The organism is Candidatus Hydrogenedentota bacterium, from assembly GCA_018005585.1.
Lineage (GTDB): Bacteria > Hydrogenedentota > Hydrogenedentia > Hydrogenedentales > JAGMZX01 > JAGMZX01.
The window spans coordinates 48078-74685 of sequence record JAGMZX010000002.1 but is presented as its reverse complement, the minus strand read 5'-3'; the positions used below and the strand labels follow the sequence as shown (position 1 = coordinate 74685).

The following is a 26608-nucleotide window of genomic DNA, read 5'->3' as shown; positions in this document are numbered from 1 at the left end:
ACGGCCCCGCAGTTACAGGGTTGCGGCAAGCTGGACCACCCGGCGGCGCTCCTCGGCCCTGTCCGAAAGCCGGACCACAAGGTCCGCCGCCCCCATCAGGAGCAGCAGCAACATCCCGTACCGGAAGCAAAGGGTTTTCGCGAACATGAGCGGTATGTCGAGTGCGGGCACATCGAGATACGAATCCGGCAATTCCGAAATACCCGCCTTGCCCATGAGAGCCGCAATAATGATCGCCCAGCCCGCGCACGCGACGCCCAAATGGGCCATCCACAACCAGAACGCCCCGTGCGCACGCGCCGCCGAGGCCGGTCGCGGCCTGATGTTCCAAAGGCAAAGCAGGCTCGCGATTATCAAGAAGAATACCGCCAGCAATATGGCAAGGGCCGCACAGCGGTACTGCCACGGCGCATCGCCGTTTCCGAGCACCAGCATTGGAACAAAGACGGGCACGCGCTCGAGCAGTCCCTCTTCTGTCCAATACCCGAACACATCGGCAAAACCCGGCATCCAGCCCTGGGCGCGCGGGATGACGAGTCCCGCCAAGTAGGCCGCCGCGCCGATGGCGCCGATCTTTCCGGAGATGCGGCTGCCGGGCCTTACGTAGCGCGCGCGGCTTCCGGCGAACAGCCCGGCCAGCCCAACCCAGGACGCAGCGACGCCCACGGAAGCCGTTACGACGGGATCAAATATGGCGCGCAGGAGGTCGCCAGCCGCATGACGCAACTGGGTGTCCGCAGCCGTCAACGCGAGATAGGCTCCCGCCACCAGCAGCAGCGCGATTGACCTTGCCAACCCGGGCAACACGGCAGCGGCGGCGATGGTCAAGACCGCCGCCAGCAGCGGATATCCGCTCTCCAGACGCACTCCAAGCGGGGCGTGCTTGTCCAGCATGACCTCAAAATTGACAAAATGGACATTTGCCGGGCAGTCGGGCGGCCCCGCGGCGATACGCGGGAGCAAGCAGCCAAACAGCAGCAACGCGGCCAACCAGAAGTACGCTCCCAGCGAGAACGCGCCCTCCTCCCGGGCCAGCGGCGTTTCATCGCCGCCGGACGGCGCCGTCCACGCAGGTTGCGGCACGTACGGCATCATCTGCGCGTGCAAGAGCGCCTGCGCTGTCGGCCTTGAGCCGGGCGGCAGCGGGTCCGCCGCGGCGTGCGGCGGTTGCGCCGGGGCCTGGAGCGGGGCGACGATTTCCGGACCGCCGAGCGCCTCGAAGGACGTGCCCCCGGGCGGCGCACCCGGAGACGGCGCCGCCGCAGCGGCCGGGGCGTCCGCCAGGGGCGTGGTGTTGGCGTAGGTAACCGTAATTTCTTTGCCGCAACGGACACAGCGGCCGGAGCGCCCAAGGCGTTCCTCAGGCACCCGCATCTTCTGCCCGCATGTGCACCAGTAAACGCGCATCGGTTCTCCCCGCCGCGCCAAATAACGGCAATCGTGACTGCGCCTGCCTAACACAGCCGTTTCCAGCCTGTCAAGCCCGTGTTTTCCGCCCGGCTCAAGTCTTGCGTGTCCTGGCCGATAATCTCGTTAGCGACGGAAGTGTTTCTGCATAGAGAGAACGGGAGGACAGTACCATGGTGAACGCAATCCAATCTCTGCCTGCCGATGCCCTGCGTCCGAACAGTCTACCGGCGCCAGGGGCGGTATCCCGGCCCAAAAAGGCCACCGGAGTTTCGGGCGACGCGCTCGAGCTGAGCGTGGGAAAGGCCCGGTCCACCGGCGAAGTGCTGGACCTCGTGCGCGAGCGGGCCTACGAGAAGCTCCGCGGCGTCGTGAATGACGCGCGCGCCGCGCTCGGCATTCCCGAAGGGGCGGCACTTGACACGTCGCCGGAGGCAACCGCGGACCGCATCGTGAATTTTGCATTGAGCTTCTTCTCGAAGTACGCGGAGAATCACAACCTGGCCGATGACGAGGACGGACGCCGCCAGTTCGCGGAATTCATTGGGGGCGCCATTGGCCAAGGTATTCAGGAAGCGCGGGATATCCTCCAGGGACTGCAGGTGCTGTCGCCGGACGCGGACAACCTTATAGAGAGCACGGCGTCCATTATCCAGCAGCGTCTCGACGATTTCGTAGCGAAGGGTCTCTGACCGGGCGCCGCGCCTAGCGGGAAGCGCGCGGGGGCGGCAACGCTTCAAGGGTCGCGTCCGGTGTAAAGACGATATCCGTGTAACGGCGCGACTCGGTCAGGGTGAGACCTGAGAGGACGACACAGCGTTCCAGCGACATCGGGACGTTTATCGCGACGTTGTCGCCGACCACCGTATCCGTGAGCGTGACGCCGTCTGCAATGGTGCAGTGATTCCCCACCAGCGAGGTCAGACCCCGCCGCCGCAACTCGTACACGCAGCACGCAATCAGGTCGCCGATGTACGTGATGTTCATGTCCCACGCGACGACCGGCGCAACGCGCACCGGGTATTCGTAGTCGATCAGGATTTGGACCGAGTCGGTGAGTTCGTATTCATCGCGCATGGCGGTGCGCGGCGTGCGGCGAATTGCGTCGAAGATGCGCATGTCGAAAAGGTAGAGCCCGCACCCTTTCAGATTGTTGGTGACGTGACGCGGCTTCTCAATCACACGGCGGACGGCGCCGTCCGGCCCCAGGTGGACGCTGAAGTTCTTCTTAATCGCTTCGACATCGTTTTCTTCCTTGACAGCGAGTACGGCCGCCGCCTCGTGCCGCTCGAATTCCTGGACCATGAGGCGCAAGTCCGTCACGTGAAAAAAGATGTCGCCGAGGAATAGAACGAAGGGCCGGTCCACGTGCCGCTCGAGTTGCCCGACGGCGTGCGCGAGACCCAGCCGCTGCTCTTGCTCAACGTAGCGCAACCGCACGCCGTAGTCCCGCCCGTCGCCCAGCATCTGTGTAATCACGTGGCCCAAATGGCCAATGACAATAATGATATCGTCTATGCCCAAGCCGCGCAGGTGGTCTATTTGGCAGGCGAGCAACGGCTTATTGCATATGGGCGCGATGGGCTTCGGCACGCGTTCGCCGAAGGGGCCCATGCGCGAGCCGTGTCCCGCCGCGAGAATTACACCCTGATATGGGGCCATGGTCCTGCCCTCCGGTGGACGTCTGAGGCCGGAATTGTGGCGGAGGCGAAGGCGGCGGTGCAAGTCGCAAAAGGGGTCATGTGCCTCATATGGGGCAGTCCGGCAGGCGCTGCGGCGACGGACGCGAGGGGCATAAACCCTTGTACCGCGCCGGTTTATTCTGGGAACACGTCCTTTACAACATCGGACGGCATGTGGCATAGTAATTGCTCCTCACCCTGCTGCAAGGGTAAACATGTGTCCCTGCACCGGCTTGCTGGGGTAAGCGCGGAAGCGAACCGGACAAGGATGGAATCGGGAGATCATTCATGATTAAGGCGAAAGGTCTGACGATGCATTACGGTCCCGTGGTCGCCTTGAACGATGTGTCGTTCGAGGTGCGCCGCGGCGAGATCGTCGGGTTGCTGGGCCCGAACGGGGCCGGCAAGTCGACCGCAATGAAGATCCTGACAACGTATCTGTATCCGACGCGCGGCACGGCGGAGGTCGCGGGAATGGACGTGCTGAAGGAGCCGCTGAAAGTGCGGCGCAGCATCGGCTATTTGCCCGAGATACTGCCACTCTATCTGGACATGGAGGTCCGGTCCTACCTGCGCTTTGTCGCGAACGCGCGCGGGTTGACCGGCGCGCGCCTCAGAGAGCGGACCGAGGCGGTGATTGACGCGTGCGGGCTGCGCCCCATGTTCCGGAAGGTCATTCGCGAGCTCTCGAAAGGGTTCAAGCAACGCACCGCACTCGCTCAGGCACTCATCCATGACCCTGAAGTCATTATTCTGGACGAACCGACCTCGGGTCTCGACCCGCATCAGATACTTGAAATCCGCCACCTCATCAATGCCCTGGCCAAGGACAAGACGGTTATCCTCTCGACGCACATCCTGCAGGAAGTCGAGGCAACCGCCGACCGTATCGTGATCATCAGCCAAGGCCGCATCGTTGGCGACGGCACCATCGACGAACTGCGGAGCCGCGCCAAGCGCGTCGAGCGCTTCAACCTCTCCGTCACGGGCCAGCCCGCCGCCGAGGTCGAGCGGCTGCTCTCCGGCATCAACGGTGTAACGCAGGTGAAGGCGGTCGTGGAAGACCAGGCGTCCTCCGCGGCCGCGTTCACCTTGTATGCGCGGCTGGGCGCGTCGCCGTGGCCGGAAATCAACGCGCTGGTGCGTGAAAAGCGCTGGGAACTTCGGGAATTGCGGGAAAACCCGCCGACGCTCGAGGAAACCTTCCTGGCCCTGACCGAGGGGCAAGCCCAATCCACGGGCAACAATTGAGGAGTCGCGAACATGCGCAACACAATCACGGTATTCCGTCGCGACCTGGCGGCGTACTTTACATCGCCCATCGCGTACATCTACATGATGGTATTCGTGACGCTGAACGTGTGGCTCTATGTGACGGGCCTGTTCAGCGGCCCCGTAATCGCCATCGACATGAGTCCTTTCTTCGATTACATTCCGCTCGTGCTGTGCGTTTTCGTGCCCGCGGTCACGATGCGGATGTGGGCGGAGGAGCGCAAGGAAAACACCTGGGAAATGCTGCTCACCTTTCCCATGCGCGCCCATGAACTGGTATTGGGCAAGTACTTCGCCGCGATCGTGTTTTTCGGCCTGACGCTCGTGGCGACCATCACCGTGCCGGCCATGCTCGCGTGGCTGGGCAACCCGGACTGGGGCGTCATCCTGGGCGGCTACCTGGGCACGGCGTTTGTCGGCGCAATGTTCTTTGCGCTCGGCATTTTCTTTTCCGGCTTCTTCAAAGACCAGATCATCGCGTTCGTCATCACGCTGCTGGCCTGCTTCATCATGTTCCTGTGCGGCACCGATTTCATCGCGGGCTACCTGGACAACAAGATCGCGGGATTCGGCACACTGCTGATGAGCCTGCTGGGCGTTTTCACCCATTTCACGCCGTTCACCCGCGGCGTCGTGGATGTCGTTGACCTGGTCTATTTCGTGGGCTGGTCGGCGATCTTCCTCGGGCTGAACATGCTGTACATAGACGGCCGCAGCCGCCCGAAGGCGAAGCTGAATTTCGCCGTTGTCACCCTACTGTGCGCCGCCATCGGCATGCTCTTGAACTGGCTGGCGGCGGGCAGCAGCCTGAAGCGCTTCGACCTTACCGAGGACAGGATTAACACCGTGGCGGAAGCATCGACGGAAATCCTCCATGGCCTGGATTCGAAAGTCACTGCGACGCTGTATATCACGCCGCGCGATAAGATGCCCACGGAGCTGAAACGGTTGGAAGAGAGCATTCTCGACCGGCTCGAAGAACTGCGCTTGGCATCCAACGGCAACTTGCAGTACAAGACGGTCTACCTTGAGGCGGAAAACCTGATCTCGGCCATGTCCTCGCAATTTGCGCCGGAGGAGGACAAGGACGAGGAGAAGACCGAGGAGAAGAAGGTCGAGGAACGGATGCTCGAGAAGGGCATTACTCCAATCGCCTACGCGGGCAGCACGGGCGTGCAGGCGACCCAGGCGATGATATATGCCAGCCTGGGCATCGCATACGCCGACAAGCCGGAGGAAATCATCCCCGCGGTCGTGCCGCAGCGCCGCGGCGAACGGCTGCCCCCCGATTTCGAATACCGGCTCATCAGCACGATCTACAAGCTGCAGCGCGCCACGACGCCGGTCATTGCGCTCGTCGCGCCGGATACGGCGTTCAACGTCGACCCGCAGCAGCGCGCCATGATGGAGTCGATGGGGCAGCGGATGCCCCCGCAGTTCTACGAGGACCCGTTCGCGGACCTGGAGCAATTGCTGCGCCAGTTCAAGTATGAAGTGCGCCGCGTCGCCCTGACCAAGGAAGAACCGCTGCCGGATGAGTATGACACACTGGTCGTGGTGAACCCCCGTTCGCTGAACGAACGCCAGCAATGGGAAATCGGCCGCGCGCTGCGCGCGGGCAAGACGGTCGTCATGGCCGTGCAGAACTACACCTGGAATTACGACGTCTCGCGTCAGGGACGCCTCAATCTCTCGCGCGGCGAAGAGACGCCGCAAGCAAACCCGCTGCTTGAAAATTATGGCGTGACGGTGAGCGAAGACTTGCTGCTGGACGAAAGCCGGCTGCCGCTCACCTACATGTTCGGCAACGGGACGCTGCAGCGCTTCGACACGCCGCTGCAGATCTTCGTGCAGTCGGAGACGATGGACCAGAAGAGCCCGATCACCGACAACCTGCCGGGGCTCCTGTATCTCTGGGGCACCGCCCTGAACTTGAATACGGAGAAGCTAAAGGAGCTGGGCCTGCAGTCGCAGGTGCTCATGTCTTCCAGCGGACGATCCTGGACCATCCCGGCGTCCGCGATGGGCGAGAACATGCGCTTCGACCCCCCGGATTCCGGGTCGATGCAGAGCTTTCCCTTGCTGGCCGAAATCAGCGGCCAGTTCCCGGATGCTTTCGCGGGCAAGGAGCGCCCTGCGTGGCCGGAGACGCCGCCGGACCCGTCGCGCCCGGTGCCGCCGCCCGAGCCCGAGGAGGAGGGGCCCGCGCCGGACGTGACGCCAAAACCGGGCCGGCTGATCCTGATAGGGTGCTCGCAGGCCTTCCAGAAGAACAATCTGAACGACATGAACGCCGAGTTCTTCCTGAAAATGGTCGATACGGCCACGCTGTCGAAGCAGGTCGCGGAGCTGCGCTCGCGCGTGCCCATGCCGCGCACGGTCCGCAAACCGGAAAACGCGGACGATCCGAAGTACCGCGCCTACGTGGTCTGGCAGGTCGTGAATTACGGTCTGGCGAACCTCTTGATAGCCGGCGCTGGTTTCGCTTTCGCGCTGGTCCGTCACAGTTCGCGTAATGCATACACGATGAAGTATGCATCGGCGCCGAAGTGACCGCTGTTTGAACCGATAGGAGAGACAACCATGAACAGCAAAACGCTCATCATATTGGCGCTGGTGCTTGCGGTGCTCATCGCGCTGGTTGTGGTCAAGCAGGGCCGCCAGCAGCAACCCAGCATCATCGAACAGGCGGGACTTGTCCCGTTGGCGCCCCAGGGACTCGATGCCGCCAGCGTGGTCAAGCTCGAAGTATATCAGGGCGGCACGCCCGACACGAAAGTCACTCTCGAACGCGACAACCCGGAGGCGCCCTGGCGCGTGACAAGTCATTTCAACGCGCCCGCCACGGCCGATACTGTGCGTGAATACCTGACCTCCTTCCTGAGCATGCAGGGCGAGACGCGCGATGAAGCCGCGCCGGACGAACGCCTGGCCAGGTATGAGCTCAAGGACGACCAGGCGTTTCATGTCACGGCGTTCAAGGCCGGCAGCGATGCCCCCGCCTATCATGTGCTGGTCGGCAAATCCGAGGGCATGTCCACCAGTTTCGTCCGGCTCGCTGGACAGACAACCGTGTATAGCGAGAGTACGGACCTGCGGCGCGACGCGGGCGTCTATCAAGCCACGGAAGCGCCGACGGCCAGCAAGTGGCTCGACAAGGTGGTCACCAAGACCGAAGAGGGCAAGGAGATCACGCGCCTCGCGTTCACCCTCCCGGATAAGCAGCTGGTCTTCGAACGCCGCGCCAAGGCACAGCCCGAAACCGTCGCGCCGGAAACGGGCACAGAACAACCCGCGGCGGAGGGCAACACGGCTGAAATCTCCGCTTCCTCAGAATCGGAGACGCCGGCTGCCGCCGGGGCGGATGCGAGCAAACCGGTCGAGTATGAATGGGTTCTGGCTTCGGGCGGTCCGGGCACGCCGCACAAGGATGCCAATCTTCAGAGTATCCTGAGCCGCTTCAAGAACCTGACGGCACGCGATATCGTCGACCCGGCCAAGAAAGCGGAATACGGCCTCGATGCGCCCCAGTATCGCGCGGAGATCACGATCGACGACGGCAAGACGGTGGTCCTCGAGGGCTCGCGCCCGAACAAGACCGGGAACGGCTACGTGCGCGTGGCCGGGGCCGCGCAGGAAATCCTCTACGAACTCGATTCGTATACCTTCGAGCAGGTCTTCCCGAAATGCGGGCAATTGTTTGACCTGCCAAAATTCGGCGATACCCTGAAACTCGAGGATCTCAGCCGCATCGTTGTCAGCCAGGCAGACGGCAGCAACGTCGTCGTTGAAAAGATTGACGGCACGTGGAAGGTCATCGAACCCGCGGTCGACTTGAAGACCCAGGATACGACCCTGAGCACGCTCGCCTCCACGCTCCTGAGCTGGACCGCCGCGGACTACGCCGACGCCACCACGGACGTGGGCGCCTTTGGACAGACCGTGACCATCACGGCAGGCGGCCAGACGCGGTCCTTCAGCGTGGCGGGCGACTCGAAATCCATCGACGGCGTATATGCCAGGGTCGGCGACGCGGGGCCGGTCCTCGTGATGAGCCGCGCCGACTCGAAAAAGCTGCTCTTGACGCCGCGCGATGTGTACCAGCTGACCGTATTGAGCCTGGTGGAGAACGACGTCCAGAGACTGCAGCTGCGCATCGGCGAGAAGTCGCTCGCGCTCGAAAAAGCCGGTGACGCTTGGCAAACGACGCTAGACGGCGCGGCGCGGACAGTCGAGGCCGGCACGGTCTCGAGCCTGGTCACCCGGGTAGCCACGTTCCAGGCCGACGACTTGCGCCTCGGCGTAACGCAGCTTGAGGGCGCGCCCTTCGCCGAGTTCCAGGTCACCATGAAAGACGGCGCGGCGCACGCGCTGACCTTTGGCGCCGAGCAGGACGGCAAACATCTCATGATGGTGAGCGGCAAGGCCTTCGGGTTCAGCGCCAAGAAAAGCGACTTGGACCAGATTGGCGGCATGATAGACACGGTCCAGGCGCAGTTGAGCGCGCCTGCGGCCCCGGCCACGGCGGAAACGCCGCCAGCCGCTGAGGCTGCACCCGCAGCGCCGGAAGCCGCGCCGGCCCCTGAGGCAGCGCCCGCGGTTGAAGCCGCGCCGGCCCCTGAGGCAGCGCCTGCGGTTGAAGCCGCGCCGGCAGCGGAAGCGGCGCCGGCAGAAACGCCTGCCGAGGCCGTGGTCACGCCGCCCCCGACGTTGCTGCCCGTGGAAACGCCCGGCGCGGCGCCTGCGGAAACACCCGCACAAGTGCAAGTGATCCCCGCGCCTGTTGAGGCGCCCGCGGCGCCCCCGGCTGCGCCTGAAGCGCCCGCGGCCGCGACCCCGCAATAGTAGACGGATTCGCGGCACACCTGATCTCAGCTTCAGGTGTGCCGCGTCTGTTTTTGGAAGGGAGCACAGCCATGACCGGTAACCACAGGCTTGCGTCAATCCGTTCTCCGAAGCGCGGTCGCATGGCTCGGGGCGCAGGGGCGTGCCTGGGCCGCGCCTGCTGTTGCGTGCTGGCCGCGTTGGCCTGCGTCCCTGCCGTCGCGACAGGTCAGGACGACATCACGCAATCACGCCGTAACGCGATCGTGGGCGCGATCGAGACCGCCGCCCCGGCCGTGGTCACCATCAGCGTCGTGGACATCCGGACGGAACACGTTTACGACCCGATGTTCGAGGAGTTTTACCGGAATTTCGGCTTTTTCGGCGCCGCGCCGATGGTGCGCCGCCGCGCCGTCGAAGCGGTCGGGACCGGCTTCTTCATCGACGACGCCGGGCACATCCTCACCAACTATCACGTCATTCAAGGGGCCGACTACGGCACCGTCACGCTTCCGGACGGCCGTGTCGTGGATTTCGAGTACGTGGGCGGCGACGAGCGGACCGACCTCGCCGTATTGCGCGCCGAGGGCAAGGATTTCCCCTTCGTACGCCTGGGCAACTCCGACAATCTCCTGGTTGGCGAATGGGTCATCGCCATCGGCAATCCCTTCGGCCTGTTGATGCGCGACCCAATGCCGAGCGTGAGCGTGGGCGTCGTCTCCGCGCTGCACCGGCGTGTGCGCCGCGAAGTGGGCGGCGGCGACCGCCTGTATCAGGGCATGATCCAGACCGACGCCGCGATCAATCCCGGCAACAGCGGCGGGCCGCTGGTCAACGCCACGGGCGAGGCCATCGGCGTCAACACCATGATCTTCAGCAGTTCCGGCGGCAACGAGGGCCTCGGATTCGCGATCCCGATGAATCGGGCAAACCGCGTCGCGCGGGAACTAATCGATTACGGGCGACGCCGCGACCCATGGCTGGGTTTTCACGGCGAAGCGGTCAACGCGTTGAAAGAACACTCATTACGGAGGCTGGGCGTGCAGGCCGAATCGGGCGTCATCGTCGCCGAAATCCGGCGGGATGCCCCGGCCTATGAGGCCGGCCTGCGCCTTGGGGATGTCATCATCGAAATGAACGGCGAGCCCGTGTCGCATCCGGCCGACGTCGACTACCTCACATGGGATTTGTTCGTTGGCGACGACGTGACACTCAAGGCCGACCGGCAGGGACAACCCTTGACCCTTCGCTTCAAGGTCAAGGAACTGGCGCCGCTGAAATCATAGGCCGGCAACGGGTCGCGCGCGGAGCACGCGCCGTTCCGTGACCACCATGGCCACGGGCACGTCGTGGGCATCCACGGCCCAGGAAGGGGCGATCTGGCATTCGTAGGCGAGGCCGGCCGCGGTCCCCGTGAACCGGCTCAAGAACCGGTCGAAGTAGCCGCCGCCGTAACCGATGCGCTGGCCGGCCGCGGAAAACGCAATTCCAGGCACGAGGGCCATCGCATCCCGGGGCAGGTCCAGGATGCGCCTGCACTCGGGCCGCGGCTCGAGGATTCCAAAGCGGCCCGGCGCAAGTTCGTCCAGCGCCAGCAAGCGCGACCAGACCAGGACGCTGCTCCCGCGCGCAAGGGGGACCCAGACGGGCCTCGCGTCCGCCAGCAGCGCCTCAATCAGGCCACGGGTCTCGACTTCGTTGTCTTTCGAGGCCACGTAGGTCAATATGGCTTGGGCCGCGGCAAACTCGGGAAGGGAACAAACGCGCGCGACAATAGCCCTGCTGTGCTCCCTGGCGGTTTTCGGGAGCAGGGCCCGCCGCGCCGCGAGAAAATCGGCCCGTATCCGGTCTTTTCCGGTCATGGCGCCATGTTTACAGAAGCGCTGGAGGGGTGTCAATCCCCGGCCGGGCACCCCAGCAGAAAGTGCCGGGCAACGGCAGGAATTTCTTTCCATTTGGCCGCTATCGCGAACGGGGGAACAGCGCAACTCGCTGAAAAACAATGAGTTGTGACCGGCCATCACTATGGCACAGGGCTTGCTCTCCTTGGAGTGAGACCCACCTTCACCAGGGTCTGTCCTGAGCGGTCGGCCCGGCGCAACGGGGTGTGCAACCCATTGTCGCCCCGAATCCGTCGCAGGTTTGCGCGGGCCAACCCGAACATAACGCCTTCGGGCGACGCGATAGAGCCACAGGAGCCCGCGATGATACCAGGCTTGTACACGTCGGCGAATGGAATGATGGCCCTGGAAGAGAGTCAGGCCGCCATCGCCAACAACATCGCGAACGTGTCCACGAACGGATTCCGCCGGCATCAGCCGGTCTTGATGGGCTTCTACGAGGTCTTCTCGAACACGCTTAGCTCCCCAGCCGCACTGCAATTGCAGCGCGCGCCGGGCGGCGGGGTGCGCGTTGCGGAAACGTTCACCGGTCTCGCGCACGGCACAATGCAGGATACCGGCGACCCGCTGCACCTCGCCATCGATGGAGACGGCTTCTTCGCCGTCGAGACGCCGCGCGGCGTGCGATACACGCGGGACGGCAACTTCACGGCCGACCCCGAGGGGGACCTGGCCACCAGCGACGGCTACAAGGTGCTGAGCGTCGAGGGCCAGCCGATGGACGTGAGGGGCAGGAAGATCGTGGTCAATGGTGACGGGCAGGTCTCAGTGGACGGCGTGCGCGCGGGCCATATTCAGGTAGCCGCCTTCGAGGAGCCGCGGCAGTTGCTCCGGGAAGGAGAGAATCTCTTTGCGGCGCCGGAAGGCGTGTTGCTGGCCACCGCGAACGCGGACGGCACGGTGGTGCATCAGGGCCGGCTCGAATCATCCAACGTGAACCTCTCGCTCGAAATGACGAACATGCTGCTCGGCCTGCGGGCCTACGAGGCCAATCAGCGGGCCATCCACGCGGCGGACGATACCCTTTCTCAACTTATCGACCGGGTAGCCATGCCCTGATAATGGGGAGGAGCCACAACCATGATTCGCGCCTTATTCACCGCGGCCACGGGCATGATCGGGCAGCAATTGCACGTGGATACCATCGCGAACAACCTGGCGAACGTCAACACGACCGGGTTCAAGAAGAGCCGGGTCAATTTTCAGGACCTTATCTACGAGACCATCCGCCCCGCGGGCAACGAGACGGCCGCGGGCGTAACCCTCCCGGAGGGCATCCAAGTTGGACACGGCGTGCGCCCGAGCGCCATCTCGAAGCTCTTCACGCCGGGCGCCGCCATCCAGACGGGTCAACCGCTGGACCTCTACATCGAGGGCGACGGCTTCTTCCAGATCGAGATGCCGGACGGCACCATCGCCTACACGCGCGACGGCTCCTTCAAAATCAATCAGGAGGGGACCATCCTCACCGCGGACGGTTTCGAGCTTTCGCCCGCTATCAGCATTCCGACAGACGCCGAACTCGTCACTGTCTCCAGCGACGGCAACATATCCGTGCGCGTGCCCGGCGACAGTTCGCCGCAGGCGCTTGGCCAGCTTGAACTGGCCCGGTTTTCGAATTCCGCCGGTCTCGACGCGCGGCTGGGCCGCAATCTCCTGCTGGAAACGGAGGCTTCCGGCGCGCCGACCACCGGCACGCCGGGACTGGACGGTCTCGGCAACATTGCGCAAGGGTTTCTGGAGAACTCGAACGTGCAGGTGGTCGAAGAAATCCTGCAATTGATCATTGCGCAGCGCGCGTACGAGGCAAACTCGCGCGTAATCACGACTTCGGATGAAATGCTTCAAGTAGCCAACCAGATCCGGCGATAACAGGAACCGTTGAGCCGCCATGAACGCCATGCACAGCAGAGCGGGCATAAGTCTTCTTCTCGGCGCGTGTCTCATGGCCGCGGCCGGCGCGGATACGCTCGTGCTCAAAGACGAAGCCTATGTGCGCGGGCCGAAGGTCCTCCTGGGCGAGGTGGCGCAAATCGAGGGCGAACTCGCGCCGGTGTTGGCCGGCATCGAACTCGGCACGGCGCCCCTGCCTGGCGACTCCAAGCGGGTGTACGCGGCGCTGGTCGAGGCGCGCATCCGTGACGCGGGCCTCGCAACGGACGGCATTGAGGTGCTCGGCGCGCCCAGCGTGAAGGCGACCACGCTCTATCTCGAAATCACGCGCGACATGATCGCGGGTTCGCTGCGCGAGTTCATCGAGACTTCCATGCCGTGGGACCCAGTGGACGCGATTATCGATGTGGTGCCCGCGACCGGCGATTTCCGGATTCCCGACGGCGATGTCGCCTTCAATTGGATGCCGAACCCCCAGTACCGTTACGTCGGACCGGGTATGTTCCGGGGCGAAATCCTCGTCGACGGCGAGGTCCAGAAACGGTTGACGGTCAAGGCTTCCGTGGAAGCGTACGGCGAAGTGGTCGTGGCCGCAACGGATATCCCGCGGGGCTCGCCCATCACCGCGTCGCAGCTCGAGGTGGAGAAACGATCCCTGGCAGAGGTGGAAGCGGGCACGTATACCGAACCGGCGCAGCTCGAGGGATATATCGCGCGCACGACCATCTTTCCAGGTCAAGAGATAACGAAACGCAACGTGCAGCCGCGCGTCCTCGTGCGGCGCAATCAAGTCGTTGCCGTCGAGATGCAGTCGGGCGGGTTGCGCGTGCAGACGCAGGCGCGCGCCCTGACGGCGGGCGCCGCGGGCGACACGGTTTTGTGCGCCAATCTGAATTCGGACGGCGAATTCCAGGGTGTCGTGCGCCGGGACGGCGTGGTCGTCGTGCCCTGAGACAAGAAGAGTCTGGGAGTATGGAACATGAAGTGCTGTGTGAGGATGCGCGCCAGCCTCGCGGCCGTGCTGGTCTTGGCCGCGGCCGTGGCCGCCTGGAGCGACTCGCTCTTTGACCAGAAAGCCCAGCAGGCAGGCACGCTGGCCGCCGAGCCAAAGGCGAAATTCAAGCCTGGCGACATCATCACCGTGCTCGTGCGCGAGGAGACGTCAGCCAGCACGCGCGTCGACACGCGCACGCGCAAGGAATCGGACGTCGAGAGCCAGGCAGACACCGGCTCAAATACGTTCCTGGTCGGCGGGCCGGACAGCGACACAAACGGCATCATAAATCCGGGCGAACTGCCCAACTGGGATATCGAGGCGGAGAACGAGCACCGCGCGCGCGGCGAAACACGCCGCACCAACGAATTCGTTACCACTATCGCCTGCACGGTGATGGAAGTGATGCCAAACGACAACCTGGCGCTCCAGGGTGAGAAACGGATCACAACGAATCGGGAAGACTCGTTGTTCATCGTACGCGGCATCGTGCGCGCAAAAGATGTAACGCCGCAGAACACGGTGCTTTCAACGCAGATGGCCAACGCAACGGTGGAACTCAAAGGGAAGGGCAACCTGTGGAACAGCGATCGCCGCGGGCTGATAACGCGCTTCCTGGACTGGTTCTCGCCGTTCTGATGAGACGCAGCGCATGACACGAAAACCAAAGAACGCAACCTGGGCCACGCCGGGCCTCAGCATCGGCGCAATTGCGCTTGTGGCCGTCCTGACCGCCGCCGCGGCGCCCGCGGCGAAACTGCGCGACGTCTGCGAGATTCAGGGAGCACAGGCAAACCTGCTGAAGGGTGTGGGCGTCGTCGTAGGCCTTGCGGGCACGGGCGACAAGGCTTCCATCGCGGTGAAAACCCAGGAGCGCATTCTTGAACGGCTCGGCGTCGACGTCCAGGACATCAAGCAGATGAAGTCCGACAACGTCGCCGTCGTCATGGTCACCACCTACTTGCCCGCATTCGCGAAACAGGGCACGCGCCTCGACGTGCAGGTCGCCTCGCTGCATGACGCGGACAGCCTCGAGGGCGGCACGCTCCTCGAAACGCACCTGCGCGGCCCGGGCGACAATGAGACGGTCTACGCGGTCGCGCAAGGGCCCATATCCGTCGGCGGTTTCAATGCGGACGCGGGCGGCGCCAGCGTGCGCCAAAACCACGTGACCGCGGGCCGCATCCCCATGGGCGCGGTGGTCGAATGCGAGGTGCCCGCGACCATTACCGACGGGGAACGGATCATCCTCGCGCTCAAAGAGCCCGACTTCATAACCGCGGACACCATCCAGAAAGTCTTGTGCGAAGAATACGGTGCGGAGGCCGCGCAGGCCTACGGGGCCGGCACGGTGCGCGTAACCATTCCAGAGGCGGAGCGCGCGAACCTCGTCGCGTTCATCGCGTCATTGCAGGAACTGGACATAGCGACGGAGCCGCCCGCGCGCGTGGTGATCAATGAACGCACGGGCACGATCGTGGTCGGCGGCAGTGTCATGATCAAGCCGTGCCAGGTGGCGCACGGCAGTCTTACGATCAAGATAGCAGCCACGCCGGTTATCGCACAGCCCCTGCCCTTCACCGACGCACAGGCCATCGAATCCGAGGTCATCGACATGGAAGCGGAACAGATCGAGGCCAGCCTGATGCCCGTCGAGGGCACTTCGGCGGGCGAGGTGGCCGAGGCTCTGAACAAGCTCAAGGTGACGCCCCGCGACATGATTTCCATCTTCCAGGCGCTGCGCGAGGCGGGCGCGCTCCAAGCCGACCTGGAGACCATGTAATGCTCTACGTGAATCCGCTCGAAACCGGTTACGGCGCGCGCGTGGACGCCGCACTGAAAGGCGCGGCCCGCGAGGGCCGGGCCGTTGAGGAGTTCGAGCGGTTCTTTCTCTATACGCTGCTGCGTGAAATGCGCCGCACGGTGCCGCGTGATGACTTGTGGGGCGACAGTCAGGCCCGGCAGGTCGCGGAAGACATGTTGGATGACGTCTTGGCCGGGGAAATGGCCAAGTCGGGGCAGATGGGCCTCGGCAAGCAGATCCAGGAACAATTGCGCCAGCAGGCCGAAGCCACGGTGACGCGCCCCTTGGAGGCAAGCGGCAAAGGCATTGCGTTGCGCGCGGTCCGGGCCGAAATTCCCCTCCACGACGAGGTCCGGGGCGTTGGAATCGAACCGGAAAAACGTTCAAGCGGCGCGGCGGGCCTGCCGATAAACCATGCAGGAATTCCGCTGCGCGGGCAGGAGTGAGGCTATGAATATTCTGCAGAGTCTGAACGGCGCTGCCGCGGTGCTGCGCGGGGCCACCGGGCTGGTCCGCGAATTGCGCCGCCCCAAGGCCGCGGACGCGGCGTTCGCGGCGTTGCTCCAAGCCCAGTTGCAGCGCAATGACCCGGCGGCCGCGCAGCGGAGCGCTGAGGCAATCACCAAGCAGAGCGAGCGCTTCATATCGCTTCGCGACGCGGACCGCGATGGCCGTCTCACCCTGGAGGAAAGCGGCTTGACCCAAGAAGCGTTCGCGAAACTGGACATCGACGGCGACGGCGCCCTCACCGCCGCCGAAGTGGCGAAACCCGCGCTGAACGCGCTGCAAAACGCGCAGACAAGGCGATAGCACATGATAAACATCGCCGCAATCCTCGAGAGACTCTGCGCGCACTGCGACGAAGAGGCCGAACGCCAGGAAACCGTGCTGCAAGTGTGCCGCGCGCAACTCTGCGCCGCGAGGGCGCACGATATCGAACAACTCGAAGCCAAGACCGCCGCGCTGCTCCTGCTCATCCAGGAGACGGTCGAGGCGGAAAAGACGCGCATCGCATTGCTGCGCGACGTAGTCGGCCACTACCAGCTCTCAAAAGAAAAACAGACGCTCACGGAACTTATAGTGGTCGCGCCGGAGCCGTGGTCCTCGCGGCTGCGCGAGTTTCAGACGCGCCTGCGCTCCGCACTCGAAGAGACGCGCCGCGTAACGCGCGAAAACCGCATGGTCGTGCGGCGGTCGCTCAATGTGCTGAACCGCGCGATGGAAGCGGCGTTCAAGACAGCGGACGGCGCGCGCGGCGTCTATGACGCCCGCGGCGAACAGCGGCGCGGCGCCGCGGAACAACCGACCGTTCTTGACCGCCGCGGGTAGGAGTAGCTCATGCCGTTCATTCGCGTCACCCAGGGCATCGTGATGAGCCAGATCCTGTCCGACCTGAACCGCCAGACACGGCGCCTGTTGGACCTCGAACGGCAGCTCTCGACTGGTCAGCGTGTGAATACCCCTTCGGATGACCCGCTCGCGGCGCGGCGCGCCATCGCAGCGCAATCGGAAATCACGGCGAATGAGCAGTTCATCGCCAGCATGACGTCGGCCCGGCCCCTGCTCGCGGATACCGAGTTCGCGTTGCGCACCACCCTGGACTACATCCAGCGCGCAAATGAACTGACCCTTCAAGGGCTCAATTCCACGAATACGCAGGAACAACGCGACCAGATCGCAAACGAGGTGAACCAGCTCATCGAAGGCGTCCTGCAGCAGGCGAACAGCTTCAGTTCGGGCCGCTACCTTTTCGGCGGCACGCGCACGCTTTCGGAGCCGTTTGAAGCCACGCGCGACGCGAACGGCGAGATCACGGCCGTGACCTATGCCGGCAATGACGAGGATATCGAGATTGAGATCTCCGAGGGCATACGCATGCCCATCAACATCACGGGGCTGGACGCCTTTGCGCCGGGTTCGCCTTCGAGCGTTGACATCCTCCAGGCGCTCGTCCAGATTCGGGACAACCTGCGCGCCGGAGATTCGGGCGCGCTCGAGACGCGGCTCGGAGAACTCGAACAGGCTCAAAACCAGGTCCTCGTGACGGTTTCCCGCGTCGGCGCCGTGCAGCGGCGTCTCGAGGACGTGAACGCCAACCTCGACGAAATCAACGTGCAATTGCGCGGGGTCATCTCCGACAACATCGACGCTGACCTTGCCGAAGTGCTCGTCAACCTGAATTCGCAAACCAATGCATATCAGGCCGCGCTGAACGCCGCGGGGCGCATCATCCAGCCGAGTCTCCTCGATTTTCTTGGCTAAGCGCCGCCGTTTTTTCTTCGTTGAGCCGCCGGTGCTATACTCATTCTTGCTTAACCCGTCTGCAAAGGAGAATTTCCGTGAGAAATGGGGCTTTTCTTGCATGTTTGCTCTTGAGCATCGTTGGGGCGGGCTGCCAGCGCACGCCGGGTGAAGTCGCCAACAAGGTGCTCACCGATTTCGGCATCCGCGAACCGGATGAGAACTACGTTTCCGGCAGCGACAAAGTCTACGAACGTCTACGCACCGTGGGCGAGTCGGAAATGCAGCGCATGAACTTCGAGGGCCGCGAGGGCGAGATCCAGTTCGAGGAAAACGGCCTGCGCGGCATGTACTACAAGGAAGTCCGCGAATACACCGATTTCCATCCGCTTGACGCGCGCGCGGACACTGCTGGAACCCAGCGCGAAAGCGGATACACGGGCTACATCGAGTACAGCTATCGAACGCTGCAGAGCCCGCGCAAGCCCACGCGCACGGAAGCCGCGGCCGAGTCGGCGAATATCCCCACGGGCGAGACGGGCCGCGAAGTGTATCGCTACCGGTTCAACTCGGGCGGCGGCTGGGACGGCTCCAAGGGCGAGCGCGCGAAGCTGTAGGGCAGATCATTCACCGCGCACTTCGCGCAATACGGTCATCTTCGCGGCAATGAACTGCGGGTGGCTCAAGTTCAGCAGATGGCGCAGCTTGTGGGCCAGGTGGTCTTCGTCTCCGTCCAGATGTCCGTCCGAATAAAGGACGCGCCAGATGTCTTCCATGATCGCGACTTTTTCGGCTTGCGTGTGCGATTCGTTTATTTCGTGCGTGAACTGCCACAGGTCATAGCTCTCGCGCTGCGCTTCCCGGGCCTCGGCAATCACCTGTTCCACCGCCTCCGGCGCCAGCTGAAACCGCTGCCGCAGCACGCGGCGGACCAAGGCATGTTCCGCTTCCGTGAAATCCTCATCGGATACCGCCGCTTCCAGCAGCAGCACACACACCGCCACCTGCGTGGCGTCCAGGCCCGATGGTGAGGTTCCCGAAGGCTGCGCCGACAGCAATGCGCGCAATTTGGACAGCATGAGCCTATTCCTCTTCGGCAACGCGGTTAACGGCGAGTTCAACCCGGTTGCGGCCGCGCTCCTTTGCCAGGTACAGGGCCTTGTCCGCCGCGCGCACCACGTCCTCCGGCCCCTGCAAAAACTCTTCGAACGCCGCAACGCCCACGCTGGCTGTAACCGACAGCGGCGCGCCTTCCGCGCTTTCAAAGGCCGTTGTCTCGATATTAGCACGCAGTTTCCCGGCGAGAAGGGCGGCTTCTTCGAGCCCCGTCTCGGGCAGGATTACCGCCATTTCCTCGCCGCCGTAGCGGCAACAGATGTCCGCGCGGCGCGTGTTGCGGCGGAGCAGTTGGGCGAAGGCCCGCAGAACGGCGTCGCCGGTCTGGTGTCCGTGCATGTCATTGAACTTCTTGAAATGGTCGATGTCAAACATTAACAGCGAAAAACAGCGGCCATAGCGCCGGGCCTGGTCGAATTCCTCCTGCATGCGCAGTTCGAAATAGCGGCGCACGTACAAACCGGTCAGCCCGTCCGTCACCGCCATGGCGTACAACTTCGCGTTGTTGACGGCCAGCGCGACTTGCGCACCCAACTGATAGAAGAAGGCGCGGTCTTCGGGAGCAAACGGTTCGCCGTCGCGCGGTTCCTGGAGCAGCATCACGCCCAGCGGACTGTACTCGGCCATGAGCGGGATGTAGGCCTCGCGCCGGTGCTGTTCATGCACAAGCACAACGGCCCCGGAATGCAGGGCCTCCTCGAATGGCGTGCCCCGGAACAGCGCGGATTCCTCCTCGAGCCGGTCCGCCGTAATCAGGTCATCGCCGTACTTCGCAATGACCGGGCGCAGCCGGTTCTGCCCCTCGTCGAGTTCGAATATCGTCAGGCGCCGCACCTCGAGGGTCCCTTGAACGACGTGAGCGATGTCCGGCAGGGTTTGGGCGAGTTCGAGCGAGCGGTTGATGACGAGGCCTATCTCGCGCAGCATGGAAAGCTGGTCCACCTGGCGCGCGAGCACCTGGTTCTGCCGGTGCAGCGACTGGTAATCGCCGCCCAGACGCGCTCTGGATCGTTGCGCCATGTGCGAATGGCCTCCACCAAACGGAAAAGGAGATGATAACACGCCTGCGACCCGCCGCTCGCCCCGGGGATGGCACGGACAAATCCCGGACAGGCGCATACGGTTGGCCAGGCGCGGGGCTGTGCTTGTCGGCGGACGCGATCAGGGCTGCCCTACAAGTGTCGCCTCGACCGCCGCGGCCACGGCTTCCGCAACGAGCCGGCAGCCTTCGGGGTTCACGTGGACCATGTCGATGAAAGGGTCCTCGGGCGCGCCCAGTAGCACGGTGCGCAGGTCGACCAGCGGGATGCGCAGGCTCGCGCAGACATCAATCAGGTCCTGCTGATAGTGAATGGGCGCCGGGTCGTGCGCCGCGTATTGCTCGCGCCATGGCCACAACACGCAGATGAGGCCCGCGCCCCGCTCCGCCGCGAACGCATCCAGCCGCGCGACAGTCTCGCGGAATTCCTCCGCGGGCACGCGCGGCTTCTTGTTACGCGGGTCGCCCTCGATGGCGCGCTTGCGGGCCCACTGCCGGTACAACAACTGCACGTAAGCAAGCACGCGCGGACGCCCCGCGCCCGGTTCAAGTGGCGTATACCATGCCAGCCGTTCCGAATCCGAAACACCGTCCCAGACCTCCCAATCGTTGTTGCCGAACGTGGCGATAATCACAGCCGGCCGGAGCGCCTGCCAGCGGCCGACCCACGCCTGGCAGCCCTGCACCACGGTGTAGCCCGTAACACCCGCGTTGACCACCTCGAAGCGGGCCGCGCCCGCGTGGCCGTTCAGCAGCATTTCCAGACAGGCGGGCCATGTTTCTTCGTCGTTCACGCCAAGGCCGAAGGTGGTCGAGTCGCCGAGAGCCAGGATACGAAGCCGCCCGCCGTCGGGGAGAATAGGACCACCGCGCAGGCCCAGGCCGTTCGTCGAGAACCGGAACACGCGAGGGATGGGTGTCAGCAGCGTGGCCACGTGGTGCGTGCGCACTTCAAATTCCGTCAGATTCGGCTTCAGATACCATCGGTGCCAGGTGGTCACGTGCGCGGCCTGCAAATCCGGCATGTTCGGCGTTTCCATCGCGGGCGGGCAACCGAACCGCTGGTACAGCCGGAACTCGAGCACGCCCCATCCGCCAAAGGCCGCGAACAGCACGAGCAGCGCCGCGGCGCATCCCCAGCGGCGGCGGGGCCGCTGGCTGTGGCGCCCGTCAGCGCCTGAAAGGGCGACTTCGGAAGGATTACCTGCTGTTTCGGGGCTCATGGTCCTTGAATCTTGCCAGAACCCCGCCGCACGGCGCACCTCTCGCGGTTCGCGCTCGCGCTCATGCTCAATTCCTCGCCCCCGGGACTCACGCGACATGGCGAGACCGCGCACGTTGAACGCACCGCCGCGCTCGCATAGAATCTGTGCGGGAAAGTCTCGAATTGCCGGGCCGTTTCCTGGTTCGAGCATCGGAAGCCAGGTAGAGAAAGGGAAAAACATGCTGGAAGACTTCTTTGGCTTTGTGTTGGACACGCTGGATGGGATTTGGAGCGCCATTGTGGAAGCGTGGTTCTTCATTTTCGGAGCGCTCTACTAACGTCAAGGTCTTGAAACACGTGCGCCGGCTTCTCGGGCCGGCGCGCGTGTGTGTGTATGGCGAGATGAGACGCTTCGCTATTGATAGAGCGGCTCACCAGTATGTGCCAGGGGCTTGCCTTGATCCGCCAGCGACGCGTTCAGCGCTTCAAGACCGATCGACAGCGAGTAACTGAGCAAGGTCTTGTCCCAACTGGTCAGACCGCCGGCCTTGTCGATATTTGCCAGGCGCGCGTCCACCAGCGGCTTGCCCTGCTGCTTGAGGGTTTTGTTCAGGCGCGCCTCGCCCCAGAAAAGCAGGTACTGGATTAGGGTCACGTCATAGCTTTCGATGCGCCCATCCTTGTTGACGTCGCCAATGACGCCAATCAGCACGCCCTGCTGAGCAAGTACGGTGACGGTTCGCTGCTTCGCCGCGGCGGCATTGCCTGCATTGTCGGACACGGTGTAGGCAATCGTATACGTGCCGGCCACTTGCGGGTTCACCACGCCGCTCTTCATTATGCGCGCGCTGATATCCCCGTCGATGTTGTCCTGCGCCGCGGCGCCGGGGTCCGTGAACGCCTGGCCGAACGCGAGTTCCATGGTCGCCTGCCCGCTCAGCGTAATGACTGGGGCGACCGTATCAACGGTGAGTTCGCCCGTGGTCGCATCGGCGGCAGAATTGCCTTGCGCGTCCGTAGCGGTGGCGCGAACGTCGTAGACGCCGTTCGCGATCCCTTGGGCAAACGTGTACGACCAGGTCCCACCCGACATCGCGGCGCGGTAATAGTCCGTGCCATTGAGCGACACGCTGACCTGCTCCGCATTAGCGACCGAGCCGGAGAGGGTGGGAGTCGCGGTGCGGCTGACGAGCGTGTTGACCGTTACGAGCGGCCGGGTGGCCCCGATATCCAGCACCGCCGGAACACCCTTCTGGAGATGGAATTCGGTTTCGTACGTCTGGCCGTTGTACGTGACGGTGACCCGGTAACGGCCATAGAAACCCTTAAGATGATACGAGCCCGAGGCGTACGTCTGCCCCTGGATGTCCGTATGCCACTCCTCACGGATCAACTGATGCAGCGCATCGTACACCGGTTTCGAGCTCAGGTCTTCGCGCAGCATCCCGCCGCCGGGGACCCAGGCGCCGTAATCACAGAAGTCCCACCAGCTGATAGCTTCAACGGCGGGATGCGCAAAACAGGTGCGGTAGAACTTCTCGGCGTAGTCCGCTTGCTGGGCTTCGTTCCACACGCCGCGCCACGGGGAGCCTGTGATGGCCGCGCCGTTCGAACCCGGCGTGAATTCGGTGATGTGCAGGGCCTTGCCAAGACCGGCATAGAAGTCGAGCACCTGCTGCACGCGGGCCATGGGAAACGCCATTTCAACCGGCGCGTGCGCCTGAATGCCAATCGCGTCGAACGGCACGCCGTTCTGCGCCGCAACCGTCAGCAGGTCGTAGAGAGGCAGCAGGCTGTTGTAGAAATGACCATAGTCATTGACGACCAGTGTGCCGTTCGGGGACAGGGCGCGCGCCCAGGAATGGGCCGGGTTCAATGGGATGCCGGGTTCGTTGGCGGGTTCGTTCACGACTTCCCATGTGCCTATTTGGCTCGCGTAACGCTGCATCACCGCCGTCACGTGCTCCTGCTGCTGCGTAAGCGCCGGCACGCCGGCAATCCAGGAAGGCAGCATGCCTTCAGCGGCCCACAGCAACGCGTGGCCTTTCACTTCGAGGCCATTCGCGGCACACCAGTTCGTCATAGCGTCGAAATGGGTGTAGTTCGGCTGCCCCTGTACGGGCTCCATCAGGTTCCAGTACATCGGCACGGTGGCATAGTTGAAAAGGTCAAGGAACTTCTGCTCGTACGCGGCATTCTTCGCGGGATCGCTGAACTGCTTATACCCGGCGATGCTTGCGCCGAAGAGGAAGTCGTGCGAGACCTGCGTCGCGCGCACCTGCGCGTTCGCCACGGGGTTGCCGCCGGCGTCCCGCACCGTGATGGTCAGGTCGCCCATGCGGTGCTCGCGGATGGCGTCGTTGGCCGCGGCCACAACGGCGTCTTCGCGGGCCTGCGCATCCACGAGCCACGCGGCACGACCGGACAGCGCGGGCTCCGCCTGCCCCGCCAGCGGGGTAATCGTGACGCTCTCCAAGCCCAGGTTGCGGTCTTCCGATGCGCTCAAGGCGTCGTTCATGAACCATGCGCCAACCGTGTAGGTACCCGCGGAGAATTCGGCACCGAACGAGTAGTTCTGCCAGCTGCCAGTGCCCACGGTCAGGTAATCGCCCGGGAAACCATCCACGCTCAACGCCATGACCGGCCACACGTTGTCAAGCGGTACGCCGAGCGCGCGCACGGTCACGCGATACGCGCCGGCCTGCTGGAAACGAATGTATTCGGCCACCTCGCCATAGGTCCAAAGGTGTCCGCTATTCGGGTCCTGCCGGATAGAGGCGCTGGCCGTTTGATAGGTGAGCGCACCCGCAGCGGTGCTCAGCAGCATCGCTATCGCGACCAGTGCGGTGATTGTGGGTTTCATAGGCTCATCCTCCTGTGTTCGGTAACCTGGGTATGAGTTCAGGGAGGAAAAGCAATCGCCATGCCCAGAGGGAGAAACGTTCATAAATGCCTGTCGGGGATAGACTTAAATACTTGGCAGAGGGCGCGGATATGGTCGAATGGCTGTCAGTTTCACCCCCTGAGAGCCGAAGGCATGTCAAAACGGCGGATTACTGACGGCCCTTGCGTCGTTGCCCGTCCGAATCGTCACCCGGCCTGAGGCGCGAAGCCGTCTTCCGTGCCCGGTTCGACGTGGTAAGCGCCGCTCGGCGAGTTGTAGAACTGAATCAGGCGGAGCAGTTCCGAGAGGCTGATATCCCAATCGGCGGGGGCGAAATCGCTGTCATGCGGTTCGCAAGCCTGGTCGCCCGGCCCCGGGTCGTACCCGTCCTCGGTACCGGATTCGCAGTGTAAGGTGCTGGAATTATAGAACTGAACGACGCGCAGCAATTCGCTGAGCGTGATGGACCAGTCCTGCGAGGTGTCGGCAGCGTGATAACCCTCGGTTGATGGCTCCACAACGGTCAGGACCCCTTGGTCGGAATCGATTGGGCCCATTGCATCCGCGACGGTGCACCTATACGCGCCCACATCGTCCGTATGCGCTTCAGCGATCGTGTACGTCGGCTTGCTTGAGGCGCCGAGACTCTCGCCGTCCTTCCTCCAATCATAGGCGATGGTCCCGATGCCGCCGATGGTTTGCACGCGGAACGTTGCCGAAGTTCCGGTATAGACAGTGGCGTTTTGGGGCTGTGCCGTGATGGCAAGCGGGCGGTCGGGCAGTCCGTCGCCATCCGAGTCTGTGTCCAGGAAATCAGGGGCGCCGTCATCATCGCTGTCGGACGCGGTTTCCAGGAGGTCCGGAAGGCCGTCGCCGTCGCTGTCGTCATCCAGGAAGTTCGGCGTCGTGTCGCCATCAAGGTCTTCCGCCGTTTCGACGACATCATCGATACCATCGCCGTCGCTATCATCATCCAGGTAGTTCGGCAGCGAGTCGCCGTCCGGGTCCGCCGCCGTTTCGACGACATCATCGATACCATCGCCGTCACTGTCTTCATCCAGGAAATTCGGTATCGTGTCGCCGTCCGGGTCTGTCGCGCGCTCCAGAGCATCGGCAATGCCGTCGCCATCGCTGTCCAGGTCAAGATAATTCGGGGTATCATCATTGTCGGCGTCTTCCGCCGTCTCCGCCAAATCGCTTATCCCGTCGCCGTCAGAGTCCAAGTCGTAAAGATTCGCATCACCGTCGCCGTCGGGGTCGCCAAACCCCTCCTCGAGGTCACTGATACCGTCCCCATCGTTGTCGAGGTCCAGGTAGTCGGGCACGCCGTCGGCATCGACGTCCACCGTGCCTTCAGTTCCGTCTTCCAAGCCGTTGCCGTCGCTGTCGGGGTCGAGGTAATTCGGGACGCCGTCTTCATCGGGGTCGCCCAGTCTTTCGACGATATCAGGCATGCCGTCGCCGTCAGAGTCCGGGTCGTTCATGTTCGGAGCGCCGTCATTGTCCGGGTCTTCCAGGCCTTCCGTCTGGTCAGGGATGTTGTCGCCGTCATTGTCCGTATCAAGGAAGTTGGGCTTGCCATCCCCATCCGGGTCGGCGAGCCCCTCATCGGCGTCGTCTATGCCGTTGCCGTCGCAATCGAGGTCGAGGTAGCTGGGAACCCCGTCGTTATCAGGGTCGGCGGCCGTTTCAACGCTGTCCGGTATGCCGTCGCCGTCAGCGTCCGGGTCCAGGAAATTCGGTGTTTCATCACCGTCGAGATCCGTGATTCCCTCGGTCAGGTCGGGGATATCGTCGCCGTCCGCGTCGGTGTCGTTGCAATTCGGCGTGCCGTCGCCGTCCGGGTCTCCCCCGCCTTCCACAATGTCGCCGATACCGTCGCCATCATTGTCCGGGTCGAGGAAATCGGGCACAGTATCGCCGTTCGCGTCGCCCACGCCTTCCACGGCGTCATCAATGCCGTTCCCGTCGCTGTCCGGGTCCAGGTAGTTGGGAATCGTGTCGCCGTCTGCGTCTTCGATGGTTTCGACGATGTCGCCGATGCCGTCCCCGTCCGCATCCGGGTCGTTCATGTTCGCGAGCGTGTCTCCGTCCGGGTCGTCCAGACCCTCCACTGCATCCGGAATGTCGTCCCCGTCATTGTCCGAATCTTCGTAATTGCCCCGGCCATCATTGTCAATGTCGCCGGTCCCTTCAATAGCATCGTCAATGTCGTTGCCGTCGCTGTCCCGGTCCAGGTAGTTCGGAATGCCATCGCCGTCCGGGTCGCCGGTTTTCTCGCTCAGGTCGGGGATGCCGTCGCCGTCCGCGTCGGTATCGAGGAAATTCGGCTTGCCATCGATGTCGG

23 protein-coding genes are annotated in these 26608 nt (G+C 63.7%); 15 read left to right on the top strand and 8 right to left on the bottom strand.

Annotation, left to right across the window (positions count from 1 at the left end; genetic code table 11):
• Positions 1-12: 12 nt before the first annotated feature.
• Positions 13-1368, bottom strand: a complete 1356-nt coding sequence (locus KA184_00655) for a hypothetical protein (protein MBP8128060.1) — start codon at positions 1366-1368, stop codon at positions 13-15.
• A gap of 212 nt (positions 1369-1580) precedes the next feature.
• On the opposite strand from KA184_00655, the gene KA184_00650 reads away from it, so the two are divergent.
• Positions 1581-2099, top strand: coding sequence for a DUF5610 domain-containing protein (locus tag KA184_00650; protein MBP8128059.1), 519 nt, complete (start codon positions 1581-1583; stop codon positions 2097-2099).
• A 13-nt stretch (positions 2100-2112) separates the two neighbouring features.
• On the opposite strand, the gene KA184_00645 is transcribed toward KA184_00650, so the two are convergent.
• Positions 2113-3069, bottom strand: coding sequence for an NTP transferase domain-containing protein (locus KA184_00645; protein ID MBP8128058.1), 957 nt, complete (start codon positions 3067-3069; stop codon positions 2113-2115).
• Positions 3070-3377: 308 nt separating this feature from the next.
• Here KA184_00645 and KA184_00640 point away from each other — a divergent pair, with 308 nt between their 5' ends.
• From KA184_00640 to KA184_00625, 4 genes are all read left to right on the top strand, one after another.
• Positions 3378-4340 carry an ATP-binding cassette domain-containing protein gene (locus KA184_00640; protein ID MBP8128057.1) on the top strand — a complete coding sequence of 321 codons (963 nt, stop codon included), beginning with the start codon at positions 3378-3380 and terminating at the stop codon, positions 4338-4340.
• 12 nt (positions 4341-4352) lie between these two features.
• Complete coding sequence (locus tag KA184_00635; protein MBP8128056.1) at positions 4353-6914, top strand: Gldg family protein; 2562 nt, start codon at positions 4353-4355, stop codon at positions 6912-6914.
• 30 nt (positions 6915-6944) lie between these two features.
• Positions 6945-9206, top strand: a complete 2262-nt coding sequence (locus KA184_00630; GenBank protein ID MBP8128055.1) for a DUF4340 domain-containing protein — start codon at positions 6945-6947, stop codon at positions 9204-9206.
• 122 nt (positions 9207-9328) lie between these two features.
• The gene (locus tag KA184_00625; GenBank protein MBP8128054.1) at positions 9329-10471 is read left to right on the top strand and encodes a trypsin-like peptidase domain-containing protein; all 1143 of its coding nucleotides are present in this window, start codon (positions 9329-9331) and stop codon (positions 10469-10471) included.
• Here the strand turns inward: KA184_00625 and KA184_00620 are convergent.
• Positions 10466-11047, bottom strand: coding sequence for a 5-formyltetrahydrofolate cyclo-ligase (locus KA184_00620; protein MBP8128053.1), 582 nt, complete (start codon positions 11045-11047; stop codon positions 10466-10468). The two genes, KA184_00625 and KA184_00620, sit on opposite strands and share 6 nt — an antisense overlap.
• Before the next feature lie 342 nt (positions 11048-11389).
• Between KA184_00620 and flgF the strand changes: the two genes are divergently transcribed.
• The 10 genes from flgF (at position 11390) to KA184_00570 (ending at position 18635) form a co-directional block, all read left to right on the top strand.
• Positions 11390-12145 carry a flagellar basal-body rod protein FlgF gene (gene flgF / locus KA184_00615; GenBank protein MBP8128052.1) on the top strand — a complete coding sequence of 252 codons (756 nt, stop codon included), beginning with the start codon at positions 11390-11392 and terminating at the stop codon, positions 12143-12145.
• Between the two features lie 21 nt (positions 12146-12166).
• Positions 12167-12958: a flagellar basal-body rod protein FlgG gene (gene flgG / locus KA184_00610; protein MBP8128051.1), complete on the top strand. Its 792-nt coding sequence runs from the start codon at positions 12167-12169 to the stop codon at positions 12956-12958.
• Between the two features lie 19 nt (positions 12959-12977).
• Complete coding sequence (gene flgA, locus KA184_00605; protein ID MBP8128050.1) at positions 12978-13931, top strand: flagellar basal body P-ring formation protein FlgA; 954 nt, start codon at positions 12978-12980, stop codon at positions 13929-13931.
• A gap of 27 nt (positions 13932-13958) precedes the next feature.
• Entirely contained in the window at positions 13959-14612 is a 654-nt protein-coding gene (locus KA184_00600) for a flagellar basal body L-ring protein FlgH (protein ID MBP8128049.1), read from the top strand.
• 13 nt (positions 14613-14625) lie between these two features.
• The gene (locus tag KA184_00595; GenBank protein MBP8128048.1) at positions 14626-15756 is read left to right on the top strand and encodes a flagellar basal body P-ring protein FlgI; all 1131 of its coding nucleotides are present in this window, start codon (positions 14626-14628) and stop codon (positions 15754-15756) included.
• Positions 15756-16223, top strand: a complete 468-nt coding sequence (locus tag KA184_00590; GenBank protein MBP8128047.1) for a rod-binding protein — start codon at positions 15756-15758, stop codon at positions 16221-16223. Before KA184_00595 ends, KA184_00590 begins: the two co-directional genes overlap by 1 nt.
• A gap of 4 nt (positions 16224-16227) precedes the next feature.
• The gene (locus tag KA184_00585) at positions 16228-16587 is read left to right on the top strand and encodes a hypothetical protein (protein MBP8128046.1); all 360 of its coding nucleotides are present in this window, start codon (positions 16228-16230) and stop codon (positions 16585-16587) included.
• A gap of 3 nt (positions 16588-16590) precedes the next feature.
• Entirely contained in the window at positions 16591-17106 is a 516-nt protein-coding gene (gene flgN, locus KA184_00580) for a flagellar export chaperone FlgN (protein MBP8128045.1), read from the top strand.
• A 9-nt stretch (positions 17107-17115) separates the two neighbouring features.
• Positions 17116-18039, top strand: a complete 924-nt coding sequence (flgL, locus tag KA184_00575) for a flagellar hook-associated protein FlgL (protein MBP8128044.1) — start codon at positions 17116-17118, stop codon at positions 18037-18039.
• 77 nt (positions 18040-18116) lie between these two features.
• Complete coding sequence (locus KA184_00570) at positions 18117-18635, top strand: hypothetical protein (protein MBP8128043.1); 519 nt, start codon at positions 18117-18119, stop codon at positions 18633-18635.
• A gap of 6 nt (positions 18636-18641) precedes the next feature.
• Here KA184_00570 and KA184_00565 read toward each other — a convergent pair whose 3' ends face one another.
• From KA184_00565 to KA184_00545, 5 genes are all read right to left on the bottom strand, one after another.
• The gene (locus tag KA184_00565; protein ID MBP8128042.1) at positions 18642-19097 is read right to left on the bottom strand and encodes a TerB family tellurite resistance protein; all 456 of its coding nucleotides are present in this window, start codon (positions 19095-19097) and stop codon (positions 18642-18644) included.
• Between the two features lie 4 nt (positions 19098-19101).
• Entirely contained in the window at positions 19102-20154 is a 1053-nt protein-coding gene (locus KA184_00560; protein ID MBP8128041.1) for a GGDEF domain-containing protein, read from the bottom strand.
• 141 nt (positions 20155-20295) lie between these two features.
• Positions 20296-21396 carry an SGNH/GDSL hydrolase family protein gene (locus KA184_00555; protein MBP8128040.1) on the bottom strand — a complete coding sequence of 367 codons (1101 nt, stop codon included), beginning with the start codon at positions 21394-21396 and terminating at the stop codon, positions 20296-20298.
• Positions 21397-21792: 396 nt separating this feature from the next.
• On the bottom strand, positions 21793-24240 hold the full coding sequence (locus KA184_00550; protein ID MBP8128039.1) for an endo-1,4-beta-xylanase: 2448 nt from the start codon (positions 24238-24240) through the stop codon (positions 21793-21795).
• 227 nt (positions 24241-24467) lie between these two features.
• Positions 24468-26608: hypothetical protein (locus KA184_00545; GenBank protein MBP8128038.1), on the bottom strand; the 2141-nt coding region annotated here is incomplete at its 5' end.

What these genes read in the sequence shown, in the direction of transcription:
- KA184_00565 (MBP8128042.1), bottom strand. Translation starts at nt 19,097, where the DNA reads ATGCTGTCCAAATTGCGCGCATTGCTGTCGGCGCAGCCTTCGGGAACC.
- KA184_00595 (MBP8128048.1), top strand. Translation starts at nt 14,626, where the DNA reads ATGACACGAAAACCAAAGAACGCAACCTGGGCCACGCCGGGCCTCAGC.
- KA184_00555 (MBP8128040.1), bottom strand. Translation starts at nt 21,396, where the DNA reads ATGAGCCCCGAAACAGCAGGTAATCCTTCCGAAGTCGCCCTTTCAGGC.
- flgN (MBP8128045.1), top strand. Translation starts at nt 16,591, where the DNA reads ATGATAAACATCGCCGCAATCCTCGAGAGACTCTGCGCGCACTGCGAC.
- KA184_00645 (MBP8128058.1), bottom strand. Translation starts at nt 3,069, where the DNA reads ATGGCCCCATATCAGGGTGTAATTCTCGCGGCGGGACACGGCTCGCGC.
- KA184_00620 (MBP8128053.1), bottom strand. Translation starts at nt 11,047, where the DNA reads ATGACCGGAAAAGACCGGATACGGGCCGATTTTCTCGCGGCGCGGCGG.
- KA184_00625 (MBP8128054.1), top strand. Translation starts at nt 9,329, where the DNA reads ATGGCTCGGGGCGCAGGGGCGTGCCTGGGCCGCGCCTGCTGTTGCGTG.
- KA184_00640 (MBP8128057.1), top strand. Translation starts at nt 3,378, where the DNA reads ATGATTAAGGCGAAAGGTCTGACGATGCATTACGGTCCCGTGGTCGCC.
- KA184_00560 (MBP8128041.1), bottom strand. Translation starts at nt 20,154, where the DNA reads ATGGCGCAACGATCCAGAGCGCGTCTGGGCGGCGATTACCAGTCGCTG.
- KA184_00590 (MBP8128047.1), top strand. Translation starts at nt 15,756, where the DNA reads ATGCTCTACGTGAATCCGCTCGAAACCGGTTACGGCGCGCGCGTGGAC.
- flgF (MBP8128052.1), top strand. Translation starts at nt 11,390, where the DNA reads ATGATACCAGGCTTGTACACGTCGGCGAATGGAATGATGGCCCTGGAA.
- KA184_00585 (MBP8128046.1), top strand. Translation starts at nt 16,228, where the DNA reads ATGAATATTCTGCAGAGTCTGAACGGCGCTGCCGCGGTGCTGCGCGGG.
- KA184_00635 (MBP8128056.1), top strand. Translation starts at nt 4,353, where the DNA reads ATGCGCAACACAATCACGGTATTCCGTCGCGACCTGGCGGCGTACTTT.
- KA184_00650 (MBP8128059.1), top strand. Translation starts at nt 1,581, where the DNA reads ATGGTGAACGCAATCCAATCTCTGCCTGCCGATGCCCTGCGTCCGAAC.
- KA184_00550 (MBP8128039.1), bottom strand. Translation starts at nt 24,240, where the DNA reads ATGAAACCCACAATCACCGCACTGGTCGCGATAGCGATGCTGCTGAGC.
- KA184_00600 (MBP8128049.1), top strand. Translation starts at nt 13,959, where the DNA reads ATGAAGTGCTGTGTGAGGATGCGCGCCAGCCTCGCGGCCGTGCTGGTC.
- KA184_00630 (MBP8128055.1), top strand. Translation starts at nt 6,945, where the DNA reads ATGAACAGCAAAACGCTCATCATATTGGCGCTGGTGCTTGCGGTGCTC.
- flgL (MBP8128044.1), top strand. Translation starts at nt 17,116, where the DNA reads ATGCCGTTCATTCGCGTCACCCAGGGCATCGTGATGAGCCAGATCCTG.
- flgG (MBP8128051.1), top strand. Translation starts at nt 12,167, where the DNA reads ATGATTCGCGCCTTATTCACCGCGGCCACGGGCATGATCGGGCAGCAA.
- flgA (MBP8128050.1), top strand. Translation starts at nt 12,978, where the DNA reads ATGAACGCCATGCACAGCAGAGCGGGCATAAGTCTTCTTCTCGGCGCG.